Source organism: Streptomyces sp. NPDC037421 (assembly GCF_055602105.1).
The window spans coordinates 19,032-31,077 of the sequence record NZ_JBVJWV010000027.1; the positions used below are offsets into that span (position 1 = coordinate 19,032).

A 12,046-nucleotide genomic window follows, 5' to 3' on the forward strand; every position below is an offset into this window, starting at 1 on the left:
GTCCCTGTGTGGTTCGTCGCTCCCCCCCCCCCCTCCCTCCCCCCCCCCCCCCCCCCCCCCCCCCCCCCCCCCCCCCCCCCCCCCCCCCCCCCCCCCAGGCCAGCCGCCGGCAGGTCCGGTCCTCCTCGGCCGTCGCCATCGTCCTCGCCCGCCTCGCGCTCGTGCCGGTACCGGTGCTCGTGCCCGTACGCCCGTACTCGTACATCCGTCCGATCTGCTGCCGATGATGGCAGGTCAGCGCAGGGGACGGTGAACGTTTTTGCGGGTGGAGGGGCCGGGGGCGGCGTCCGCGATCCACGGGCCGTCCCCGGAGGGATCGATGACGCCTTCCTCCAGCCAGGTGTAGGTGCCGCCGAGGACCCCTTCGACGACCTTGCGGTCGAGGTCGTCGGTGTTGGCCCACAGGCGGCCGAAGAGCTCCTCGACGCGCAGCCGGGACTGCCGGCAGAAGGCGTCGGCGAGCTGGTAGGCCTCGCGGCCGTGGTCGCCGCTCTCGCGCAGGTGCTCGGCGCGCACGCAGGCCGCGCTCATCGCGAAGAGCTCGGCGCCGATGTCGACGATCCGGCCGAGGAAGCCCTGCTTGGTCTCCATGCGGCCCTGCCAGCGGGACATGGCGTAGAAGGTCGAGCGGGCGAGTTTGCGGGCACCGCGCTCGACGTAGCGCAGGTGGGTGGCGAGGTCGGGGTGGCCGGCCGGGTGGAATTCCCGGTAGGTGCCGGGGACCTGGCCGGGGCCGGTGGCGAGCTTGGGGAGCCAGCGGGCGTAGAAGCCGGCCGCGCGGGCTCCTGCCCTGGCCTTGTCGCCGAGGGCCTTCTCGGGGTCGATGAGGTCGCCGGCGACGGAGAGGTGGGCGTCGACGGCCTCGCGGGCGATCAGCAGGTGCATGATCTCGGTGGAGCCCTCGAAGATCCGGTTGATGCGCAGGTCGCGCAGCAGCTGCTCGGCGGGGACGGCGCGTTCGCCGCGGGCGGCGAGGGACTCGGCGGTCTCGAAGCCGCGTCCGCCGCGGATCTGGACCAGTTCGTCGGCCATCAGGCAGGCCATCTCGGAGCCGTAGAGCTTGGCGAGGGCGGCCTCGATGCGGATGTCGTTGCGGTCCTCGTCGGCCATCTGGGAGGCGAGGTCCACCACGGCCTCCAGGGCGAAGGTGGTGGCGGCGATGAAGGAGATCTTGGCGCCGACGGCCTCGTGCCGGGCGACGGGGCGGCCCCACTGCTCGCGCACCCCGGACCACTCCCGGGCGATCTTCAGGCACCACTTGCCGGCGCCGACGCACATGGCGGGCAGGGACAGCCGCCCGGTGTTCAGGGTGGTCAGCGCGATCTTGAGCCCGGCTCCCTCGGCGCCGATCCGCTGGGCGGCGGGCACCCGTACCCGGTGGAAGCGGGTGACGCCGTTCTCCAGGCCGCGCAGGCCCATGAAGGCGTTGCGGTGCTCGACGGTGATGCCGGGCGAGTCGGCCTCGACGACGAAGGCGGTGATCCCGCCACGGTGGTTCTCGCTCCGGGGGACCCGGGCCATGACCACGAGCAGGTCTGCCACCACCCCGTTGGTGGTCCAGAGCTTCACCCCGTCGAGGACGTACGTGTCGTCGTCCTCGGGGTCGGGCACGGCGGTGGTGGCCAGCCGCGCCGGGTCGGAGCCCACGTCCGGCTCGGTGAGCAGGAAGGCGCTGATCGCGGTGGTGGCGCAGCGCGGCAGGTAGGCGTCCTTCTGCTCCTTCGTGCCGAACATCTTCAGCGGCTGCGGCACGCCGATCGACTGGTGGGCGGAGAGCAGGGCGCCGATGGCCGGGCTGACGGAGCCGACGAGGGCGAGCGCCTTGTTGTAGTAGACCTGGGTGAGGCCGAGGCCCCCGTACTCGGTGCCGATCTTCATGCCGAGGGCGCCGAGCTCCTTGAGCCCGCGCACCGTCTCGTCGGGGATGCGCGCCTCGCGCTCGATGCGCTGCCCGTCGATCTCGCTCTCGCAGAAGTCCCGCAGCCGGGCCAGGAAGGCCTCGCCGCGCCGGACGTCCTCGTCGGCGGGGGTCGGGTGGGGGTGGATCAGGTCGAGCCGGAAGCGGCCGAGGAAGAGCTCCTTGGCGAAGCTGGGTTTGCGCCAGTCCTGCTCGCGGGCCGCTTCCGCGACCTGCCGCGCCTCGCGCTCGGTCACCTTGGGCTGTACGGGCCGTGTTGCCGACATCCGGGACTCACCTCGCCGCATCGGGGACCTACCGATCGGTGCTACCTGTCAGTCGTACCCGCTCCGGGCGCCCGGGAAAATACGAGCGCCTGCAAAAGGGGGACTCCCCCGCCCGCACGGCGTCGGCCCCCGGGCGGCCCACACCGTCGGCGCGTACGCCGCGACCTGCCGGGGCCCTCGCGTGTCCCGGCCCGGCCGCTCCGCGGGGTTCGTACGTTGCCGCGCATGCGCAAGCTCAGAGCCCTCATCGGCACCGCGGCCGCCGCGGCCGTGACCGTCGTCGCCGTGCCCACCACCGCCCACGCCCAGCAGTTCGTACCGGGCAGCGCGACGGCGCTCAGGAACGCCATCGCCCAGGCGAACGCGGCTCCCGGGCCCATCACGCTCTTCCCGGCCTTCGGCTGCACCTACAACCTCACCGTGGAGGACAAGCCCGGGAACGGCCTGCCGGTCGTCACCAGCGAGATCAACGTCCTCGGCAACCGGAGCACCATCCGGCGCGCCTCGACGACGGTGAACTTCCGGATCTTCGCGCTCAACGGCCCGAACGCGGACCTCACCCTGAACAACCTCACCAGCGTGACGGCCGGTCGGCGTCCGGCGGCGCGGGCGGCGGGGCATCCGGAACGCGGGCGGGGAGCTGACCCTGAACTCGGTGGAGGTCACCAGGAACCAGTCGCTGATCTCCGGCGTCGGCGGAGGCATCAGGAGCAGCGGCACCCTGACCCTCCGCAACAGCACGGTGAGTTTCAACAACTCCACCAACAACGCCGGGGGCCTGGCCACCTTCGGCACCGCGACCCTGTCGAACACCACGGTCACCACTGCACCGGCAGCGTCCCCGCCGTCGTGGGCTGCACGGGCTGACGGGGCACAAAAGGGGGACGGCCGGAGCCCCCGCACAGTAGGCTCCGGCCGTCGGTCTGTGACCGTACGAGTCGGTCAGATGTCGAGGCCCGTGAGGACCAGGACGCGCTCGTACGTGTAGTCGTCCATCGCGTAGCGGACGCCCTCGCGGCCCACGCCGGACTGCTTGACGCCGCCGTACGGCATCTGGTCGGCGCGGTAGGACGGCGCGTCGCCGATGATCACACCGCCGACCTCCAGCTCGCGGTGGGCGCGGAAGGCGACCTGGACGTCGCGGGTGAAGACGCCGGTCTGCAGGCCGAACTTCGAGTCGTTGACGGCGGCGAAGGCCTCGTCGGTGTTCTCGACCTTCGTCAGTGTCAGGACCGGGCCGAAGACCTCCTCGGTGGCGAGCTTCACGCCGGCCGGGACGTCCGCGAGGACGGTCGGCTCGACCGTGGCGCCGTCGCGCTTGCCGCCCGTGAGCAGCTTGGCACCGGCGGAGACGGCCTCGTCCACCCAGGACTCGACGCGCTTGGCGGCGTCCTCGGAGACCAGCGGGCCGACGTCGGTGGCGTCGTCGGACGGGTCGCCGGTGACCTGGGCCTGGACCTTCGCGACGACCTTCTCGAGGAGGCGGTCGTACACGGAGGCGTCGGCGATCACGCGCTGCACGGAGATGCAGGACTGGCCGGCCTGGTAGTTCGAGAAGGTCGCGATACGGGTCGCGGCCCAGTCGAGGTCGGCGTCGGAGGACCAGTCGGCGAGGACCACGGCCGCGGCGTTGCCGCCGAGCTCCAGGGTGCAGTGCTTGTGGGGCACCGACTGCTGGATGGCGTAGCCGACGGTGTCGGAGCCGGTGAAGGAGATGACCGGGAGGCGGTCGTCCTTGACCAGGGCCGGCATCTTGTCGTTGGCGACGGGCAGCACGGACCAGGAGCCGGCCGGCAGGTCGGTCTCGGCGAGCAGCTCGCCCAGGATCAGGCCGGAGAGCGGGGTGGCCGGGGCCGGCTTCAGGATGATCGGCGCGCCGACGGCGATGGCCGGGGCCACCTTGTGGGCGCACAGGTTCAGCGGGAAGTTGAACGGCGCGATGCCGAGGACCGGGCCCTTGACGAAGCGGCGGGTCAGGGCCAGGCGGCCGACGCCGCCGGCGTCGGTGTCCAGGCGCTGGGCCTCTCCGCCGTTGAAGCGGCGGGCCTCTTCCGCGGCGAAGCGGAACACGGACACCGCACGGCCGACCTCACCGCGGGCCCACTTGACGGGCTTGCCGTTCTCCGCGGAGATCAGCTGGGCGATCTCCTCGGTGCGCTCGGCGAGCCGCTTGGACACGTGGTCCAGGGCGGCGGCACGCACGTGGGCGGGGGTCGCGGAGAACTCCGCCGTCACGGCGTACGCCGCGGCCACGGCCTCTTCGACCTGGGCGTCGGTGGGCACGCTGACGGTGCCGACCAGCCGGCCGTCCCACGGGTTGTGGACGTCGAAGCTGTCCTCGCCGGTGGCCTGGCGGCCGGCGAGCCAGAAGGCGTGGGTGGAAGTCATGCGAATCCCGGCCCTTCGGAGTGTGCGGTGGGTCGTTGTCTCCACCACGGTAGGTCTCCGCCGGGCTTTCGGCGTTTAGCCGCGTTGGAGAACCTCCACGCGGGCCTGCGCCGCTTTGTCACTGTTCCCTTTTCGACGCGCCGCTCGCGCTGCCCGGCCGTGGCCGGCCTCCCCGGCTTCGCGCCGCTGCGCCGGACTCCGTCCGGCGGGCCCGGAAGGCCGCCCGGGGCCGAGCGGTGGGGGGGCCGCGTCAGGAATCGGCGACCGGGCTCGCCTTCAGGGCCAGCCACAGCTCCATGCGGACGTCCGGGTCGTCCAGGGAGCGGCCGAGGATCTCCTCGACGCGCTTCATGCGGTAGCGCAGCGTGTGGCGGTGTACGCCGAGGTCGGCGGCGGCGGCGTCCCACTGGCCGTGGCGGGAGAGCCACGCCTGGAGGGAGGCCACCAGGTCGCCGCGGCCGGTCGCGTCGTGCTCGCGCAGGGCCCGCAGGGTTCCGTCCGCGAAGGCCCGTACGGCGTCGTCGGCGAGCAGCGGCAGGACCGAGCCCGCCGCGAGGTCCTCGTGCTCGACCAGTGCCCGGCCCCGCCGCCGGGCCACGGCGAGGGCCTGGTCGGCCTGCTTGAAGGCCGCCGCCACCCCCGCCGGGCCGGCCGCCGCCGACAGGCCGACCACCAGTTCGTCGGGCTCCGGCCCGGCGGCCTCCCGGCCGCGCCGGGACTCCAGGGCCTCCGCGTGGTCCGCGCACGCCTGCACCGCCGCGCCCCCGTCGGCGGCCAGCACCACCAGCCGGCCCGGCTCCGGGACCACCAGCAGCGTCTCCCCGGTCCGCGCCGCCGCCGACTCCACCGCGTCGGCCAGCAGCGCCAGCCCCTCCGGCTGGGCCGTGCCCGGCAGCGCCGGCTCGGCGACGATGATCCGGAACGGCGCCTCCAGCAGCGCCCCGTACAGGTCCCCGGCCACGGCCCGGGCGTGCTCCGGCTCGCCCTCCAGCAGCATCCGCAGCACGGCCGCGCCCAGCCGGGACTCCGCGTCGTGCAGCGACCGGGAGCGCTCGGTGGTCAGGGTCAGCAGCGCGACGGCCGAGTGCACCGCGTACCGCTCGGCGGTGCCCAGCGGGGCCGCCGTCCCGACCGCGAGGGCGCCCCGGGCCCGCCGCCCGGTGCCGAGGGACTGGAGTTCGACCCGGTCCGCGGCGCCGCCCACCACCGCGCTCGCCGGCGCGGGCCGCTCCCGCAGCCGCTCCACGTCGGGGGTGAGCCGGGCGGCCCGGCGCGCCGCCCAGTCGGGGGCGGCGGCGACGACGGCGCCGGAGGTGTCGTACAGCGCGGCCCAGCCGTGCACGTGGGCCGCCAGCTTCGCCAGCAGGTCGGCCGGACCGTCGGCGGAGAGCGCGGCCCGGGTCAGCTCCCGCTGCGCCTCGAAGCCGGCGGTCACGGCCCGGTACTGGTCGGCGGCCAGGGCGGCGGAGACGGCCTTGCTGATGGCGAGGAACGGGGTCCGCCGGGGCACCTCCAGCAGCGGCAGGCCCTCCTCGCGGGCGGCCTGGAGCAGCGCTTCGGGGATGGCCTCGTAGTTGACCCCGACGGCGAAGCCGATGCCGACGACCCCGGCGGCGGCCAGCCGCCGTACGTAGCGGCGCATCTCGTCGGGGTCGTCCGCGTCCAGCTTCATCGCGGTGACGAGCAGCAGCTCGCCGCCCTCCATGTACGGCACGGGGTCGGCGAGCTCGCTGACGTGGGCCCAGCGCACGGGGGTGTCGAGGCGGTCCTCCCCGGCCCGGACGGTGAGCTTCAGCGCCGAGTGCTGGACGAGCGAGGCGAGGGTGAGCGGCATCGGTTTCCAGACGGGGAGGGCGGGAGAGGGGGGCTCGGCACGGGTTTTCGCCATGTCGTATGAACGGCCCCTTTCGATTCTGCCACCCCGTACGGGTCCTCTCAGCCGGTCCTCAGCCGGTTCCCGACAGCCGCAACAGCAGCGGAGCGGCGCGTTCCCCCCGGACGGAGGTCAGCGACAGCACCGCGCAGCCGGGCGGCACGGCGTGCGCCAGCTCGGAGGCGGACCAGCGCTCGCGCTCGACCTGGCGCACGGTGACGGCGTCGGTGGTCACGGCCTTGCCGGTGACCAGCTTGCGGAAGGCGTGGATGGCCCGGGTGAGCGGCTGGTCGGCGAAGACCGTCCGGTGGGTGACGTCCCGGGTCTCGACCCACTCGGTGCCCCAGGCCTCGGCGAAGCGCTGCCCGTCCCAGGTGGTGACCCCCGAGAAGGCCATCCGGCAGCCGACCGCGCCCAGCAGCGGCGTGCGCAGGGGCTCCGGTACGTCGTCCAGGGTGCGCAGGGTCAGCAGCACGCCGGCGTTGGCCGAGCGCAGCCGCTGCACGCCCCGGACGGTCTCCGGGGTGAGGGCGTGCGAGGCGTCGTCGAGGGCGAGGAAGGCGAACAGCGAGCGGTCGGCGCGGGCCGCGGCGGCGGCGTTGAACTGGGCGAGGAGCAGCCGGGCCAGCATCCGGGAGGCGTCGGCGTGCGCACGCTCGGGGAGGTCGACGCGGACCCGGACGGGGTGTTCGAGGGCGCGCAGCGAGAAGGGGCGCCCGCGCCGTTCGGAGCCGCCGACGACCGCCCCGACGTCGAAGAAGCCGCTGAACGCCGGCCGGTCGAGCAGGGCGGCGCGGTCGGCGAGGGCCGGGCCGGGGTCGCCGGGGGCCCCCTGCTGGCGCAGGCGCGCGTCGAGCTCGCGGAGCATGGCCTGCCGCCCGGTGCCCTCCAGTGCCTGGCGGAGCGAGGTGAGGGCGGAGGGCACCCCGTCGAGGAGCTCGCGCAGCTCGGGTACGGCGGGGAAGCGGCCGTACGCCTCGCGGAAGGGGCCGATCAGCTGGGCGAGGGTGGTCGCGGCCCGGCGTACGTCGATGCCGGGGACGTCTCCGACGAAGGCCTCGGCGAGGAGGCCGGCGGCCTCGTCGGGGTCGGCGGTGCCGCCGTAGAGGTCGAGGTCGTGGACGGAGGCGGGGTCGCCGACGCGCACGACGATGTCGTAGGCGCTGTCGGGGCCGAGCTGGGAGCCGGCCGCGCCGACGGCGACGACGGCGGCCTGCCCGGCCAGCGCCTGGAGCGCGAGCGATTCGACGACGGGCCGCACGAGGCGGGCCGTCTTGCCGGTGCCGGAGGGGCCGACGGCCAGCAGGGAGGTCCCGAGCACGCCGGGGTCGAGGGCGAGCCCGGTGCCGCGGCGGGCGTAGGGGTTGCGCTCCCCGTCCTCGACGGTGCCGAGCAGCACCTGCCGGGTGAGCAGGTCGTGGCGGGCGGCGCGGACCGGCAGGTCGCGGTCGCCGGAGGGGTGGACGCAGGCGGCGGCGCCCTTGTCCCGTACGGCGGTGTCGAAGGCGCGCAGCCGGGTCGGGTCGGCCCGCACGGACTCCCAGGCCCGCCGGATCCGCGCGAAGTCCACATCGTTCATCCGCCCGCCCCCAGCCTCCCCCGCGAGCCGCTCGGCCACCTCCCCGAGCCCGGCGTCCCGCAGCTCGGGCCAGCGGGCGGGGTCGGCGGGCGAGCTTGGCTCGACGGGGCGCTGTTCGGTGGACCGGGAGCCCCGGGGTGTCGGTGTGGCGGTGGCGGCAGGTCGGTGCAGCGCGGGCCACAGGAAGGCGAGCACGATCAGTACGGTGATGACCGTGTCAGCCTGGGCCATGGTGGACTCGTTGCCGTTCACGTCGCCGGGGACGAGGGGCAGGAACGGATACACCACGAGCCTGAGCGGCAGGGACAGCTGCGCCACCAGCCAGAGCATGATCAGGCAGGCGCCGGCAGCCACACCAGCCTGGACCATCCGGCCGCGCGCGACGACCACACGCCGCCACGCCGTCGCCCAGGCGCCCAGGCGCCCGAATCCGTAGAGCAGGGCGGCGTCGAAGAGGAGCTCGTAAAGCGGCTGGGCCACCTCGCCGCCGGTCCCCTTGACGGGTTCACCGGTGAGTGGAGCCCACCATTCGTCCGGGGCGAAGAGCTTCAGCGGCATGGTCCAGTACGGGATGTAGCCGTTGCGCATCAGCGACCAGACGAGCACGCAGGCGATGGCGGAGAGGGCGGCGCCGCGGATCAGGGACCGGTCAGATCCCTGCTCGGGCTCCTTCTCGGCACGCGGCACGTGCCCGAAGCGCCAGGTGCCCGGTTCGGCCTGCGGCCGCGGGGTGCGCAGCCAGTCCGTGAAGGGGGCCCCGACCGCCGGCGCGTGCTGTGGCTTCGGCGGGGTCCCGAGGGGTGGCGGCGGGCCCGCCGGCCGGGGGACGTGACCCCCTCGGGTCGACTGTCCGTCGTGCGTGCCCTCGGTGTTCATGAAACCCCTGCCCCCTGCCCGTTCCAACGCGCCGCGGCGCTCAATCTAGTGCCCGGTCAGGCCCTCCGCCCCGCACCCCGCGGTGATCCACGGGACACGCGCCGGTTGCTTCCTATGGCCGTCACGGACAAGGACACGCGGGCACCACTCCCGAACGGAGCATGCCTTACCCCCTCCCCCGGGCCTAGCCTGCGGACAAAGACACAAGTGCGTCCGAAAACACCCCCCAGGAGCCTTCCATGACTGCTCTCCCGCAGGAGCGCAAGCTCGTCACCGCGATCCCCGGCCCCAAGTCGCAGGAGCTGCAGGCCCGCCGCCTGGACACGGTGGCCGGCGGCGTGGGCTCCGTGCTCCCCGTCTTCACGCAGCGCCTGGACGGCGGCATCCTCGAGGACGTCGACGGCAACCGCATGATCGACTTCGGCTCCGGCATCGCCGTGACCTCGGTCGGCGGCTCCGCCGAGGCCGTCGTGCGCCGTGCCACCGCGCAGCTCGCCGACTTCACCCACACCTGCTTCATGGTCACGCCGTACGAGGGCTACGTCGAGGTCTGCGAGGCGCTGGCCGAGCTGACCCCGGGTGACCACGCCAAGAAGTCGGCCCTGTTCAACTCCGGTGCCGAGGCCGTCGAGAACGCCGTCAAGATCGCCCGTGCGTACACCAAGCGCCAGGCCGTCGTCGTCTTCGACCACGGCTACCACGGCCGTACGAACCTCACGATGGCTCTGACGGCGAAGAACATGCCGTACAAGCAGGGCTTCGGTCCGTTCGCCCCCGAGGTCTACCGCGTCCCGGTCGCCTACGGCTACCGCTGGCCCACCGGTGCCGAGAACTGCGGCCCCGAGGCCGCCGCCCAGGCGATCGACCAGATCACCAAGCAGATCGGCGCCGAGAACGTCGCCGCGATCATCATCGAGCCGGTCCTCGGCGAGGGCGGCTTCATCGAGCCGGCCAAGGGCTTCCTGCCGGCGATCGTGAAGTTCGCCAACGACAACGGCATCGTCTTCGTCGCGGACGAGATCCAGTCCGGCTTCTGCCGCACCGGCCAGTGGTTCGCGTGTGAGGACGAGGGCATCGTCCCGGACCTGATCACCACCGCCAAGGGCATCGCCGGCGGTCTGCCTCTGGCCGCCGTGACCGGCCGCGCCGAGATCATGGACGCCCCGCACGCGGGCGGCCTGGGCGGCACCTACGGCGGCAACCCGGTGGCCTGCGCCGGTGCGCTGGGCTCCATCGAGACGATGAAGGAGCTCGACCTCAACGCCAAGGCGAAGAAGATCGAGTCCATCATGAAGTCGCGCCTGTCCGCGATGCAGGAGAAGTACGAGATCATCGGCGACATCCGCGGCCGCGGTGCGATGATCGCCATCGAGCTCGTCAAGGACCCGGAGTCCAAGACCCCGAACCCGGAGGCGGCCGGCGCGCTGGCCAAGGCCTGCCACGCCGAGGGCGTCATCGTCCTCACCTGCGGCACCTACGGCAACGTGCTCCGCTTCCTCCCGCCGATCGTCATCGGCGAGGACCTGCTGAACGAGGGTCTGGACGTCATCGAGGCCGCGTTCGCGGGCATCTGACCGAACGTCCAGTTCGAAGGACTGGAACGCTTGCACGCGGCGCCCGCCCTCTACCACCGGTAACGGTCGGGCGCTGTGAAGAAGCTGTGGGGGGCCGATGGCGGGAGCGCGTTCCCGCTGTCGGTCCCCCTTCCGCTGGCGTACGGTTTCTGCAGATGAGTGAGACAGACCGTTCCCGGGCGACCGGGGGCGACACCGGTACCGGGCTTCCCCAGCGCCGTACTGGTCATGCGTTCGCGCACACTCCTCTCAGATCGGACGGCCGTCCGCCCCAAACCCCCCGGGGCGCACGGCAACCCGATCCGGGCGGCCGCCCCGGAACCATCCCCCCTGTTCCGGGACGGCCGGCCATCCTCCCGACGGTGCTGTGCCCCGTCCTCTTCGCCCTGATCACCTGGCAGGTCCTGGTGTCGGGGCCGCTCCTGGTCCCGGACCACGCCCTCAGCCGCGCCCTCGTGCGCACCGTGCCCGACGCCGTCACCGAGCGCCTCGCGGACCTGGGCAACGTCCCGGTCGCCGTACCCGTCCTCGCGCTGGCCATGGCGTACGCCGCCTGGCGCGGGCGGCGCCTCGCGGCGCTCGCGGCCGGGCTGGCGATGGCCCTGGTGCCGGCGCTGATCGTCCCCCTCAAGGCCTGGACCGCCCGCCCGGGCCCGCTGGAGCCCTGGGCGGCCGGCTACTACCCCTCGGGCCATACGGCGACGGCCCTGACGGCGTACGTGGGCGCGGCCCTGCTGCTCGCCCCGTACACCCGCCGCCCCTGGCCGATGGCCGCCGCCCTGGTGCTCTCGGCGGCGACGGCCACGGGCCTGGTGCTGCGCGGCTTCCACTGGCCGCTCGACGTGCTGGCCAGCGTCCTGTTGTGCGTACCGCTGCTGCTGGGGGTCCGCCGGGTGGCCGGCGGCCGTCAGCGGCCGCAGTAGGGGTCGAAGTTCCGGCTGAACGGGCACGACGGCGACCAGGACCGTCCGGACCAATCCCTTTGTCAGGGCTTCGCCCGGGCCCCTCGCCCCTCCCCCGTCAGGGCCCTCGCCGCCGCCTCGTGGAGTGCGAGCTCCAGCAGTGCCGGGTCGGTGAGGGTGCCCCGGCCGTCCGGGAGTTCGAGCCAGCGCGGACCGCCCGTGGCCCGGCCGGGGTACGGGACGGCGATCCAGCTTCCGCGCCCTGCTCCCCGTACGCCGGTGCCGATCCAGCGGGAGGCCGTGCCCGGGGGCACAAAGAAGCCCACCCGGGCGTCGCCGAACCCGGCGAGCACCGGGCCGGGCGGGCCGGGCAGCAGGTTCAGTACGCCGAGGGCGGCCTGCCCCAGCTCTCCGGGCACGATCAGCACGTCCCAGTGGCGGCCGGCGGGCAGCAGGGCGACCCCGAGGGGGCTGCGCTCCCACTCCCACCGGCAGGCGTCCGGATCCGGCGCCGCCGCGACCAGCCATTCCACTGCGGTCCTCGCTCCCGGGAGCGTCATCGCCCGGCCTCCGTTCGTCTCGTCGCGGTGAGGGTCCTCACCGGGAGAGAGCGGGGCCGGGCGGGGTCATGACGCGGGTTGCGCTACTCCATGGAGGTGAAGCGGGTCGC

At 73.9% G+C, this 12,046-nt stretch carries 8 protein-coding genes; 3 read left to right on the forward strand and 5 right to left on the reverse strand.

Annotation, left to right across the window (positions count from 1 at the left end; translation table 11 throughout):
• Nucleotides 1-234: 234 nt before the first annotated feature.
• Nucleotides 235-2,184 (reverse strand): acyl-CoA dehydrogenase family protein, encoded by a 1,950-nt coding sequence (locus tag ACZ7IF_RS29565; protein ID WP_470977545.1) that lies wholly within the window; start codon nt 2,182-2,184, stop codon nt 235-237.
• 225 nt (nt 2,185-2,409) lie between these two features.
• Between ACZ7IF_RS29565 and ACZ7IF_RS29570 the strand changes: the two genes are divergently transcribed.
• Nucleotides 2,410-3,051, forward strand: coding sequence for a hypothetical protein (locus tag ACZ7IF_RS29570; protein ID WP_470977548.1), 642 nt, complete (start codon nt 2,410-2,412; stop codon nt 3,049-3,051).
• 75 nt (nt 3,052-3,126) lie between these two features.
• Here the strand turns inward: ACZ7IF_RS29570 and ACZ7IF_RS29575 are convergent, their stop codons facing one another.
• The 3 genes from ACZ7IF_RS29575 to ACZ7IF_RS29585 form a co-directional block, all read right to left on the reverse strand.
• The gene (locus ACZ7IF_RS29575; protein WP_470977551.1) at nt 3,127-4,572 is read right to left on the reverse strand and encodes an aldehyde dehydrogenase family protein; all 1,446 of its coding nucleotides are present in this window, start codon (nt 4,570-4,572) and stop codon (nt 3,127-3,129) included.
• A 250-nt stretch (nt 4,573-4,822) separates the two neighbouring features.
• Nucleotides 4,823-6,406, reverse strand: a complete 1,584-nt coding sequence (locus ACZ7IF_RS29580) for a PucR family transcriptional regulator (protein WP_470977724.1) — start codon at nt 6,404-6,406, stop codon at nt 4,823-4,825.
• Nucleotides 6,407-6,518: 112 nt separating this feature from the next.
• Entirely contained in the window at nt 6,519-8,900 is a 2,382-nt protein-coding gene (locus ACZ7IF_RS29585; RefSeq protein ID WP_470977554.1) for an ATP/GTP-binding protein, read from the reverse strand.
• A 239-nt stretch (nt 8,901-9,139) separates the two neighbouring features.
• Here ACZ7IF_RS29585 and gabT point away from each other — a divergent pair, with 239 nt between their 5' ends.
• A complete protein-coding gene (gabT, locus tag ACZ7IF_RS29590) occupies nt 9,140-10,474 on the forward strand; it encodes a 4-aminobutyrate--2-oxoglutarate transaminase (RefSeq protein WP_470977557.1) in 1,335 nt (444 codons plus the stop codon).
• Between the two features lie 362 nt (nt 10,475-10,836).
• Nucleotides 10,837-11,397 (forward strand): phosphatase PAP2 family protein, encoded by a 561-nt coding sequence (locus ACZ7IF_RS29595; RefSeq protein WP_470977560.1) that lies wholly within the window; start codon nt 10,837-10,839, stop codon nt 11,395-11,397.
• Nucleotides 11,398-11,459: 62 nt separating this feature from the next.
• Here the strand turns inward: ACZ7IF_RS29595 and ACZ7IF_RS29600 are convergent, their stop codons facing one another.
• Nucleotides 11,460-11,936 (reverse strand): hypothetical protein, encoded by a 477-nt coding sequence (locus tag ACZ7IF_RS29600; RefSeq protein ID WP_470977562.1) that lies wholly within the window; start codon nt 11,934-11,936, stop codon nt 11,460-11,462.
• Nucleotides 11,937-12,046: the final 110 nt, after the last annotated feature.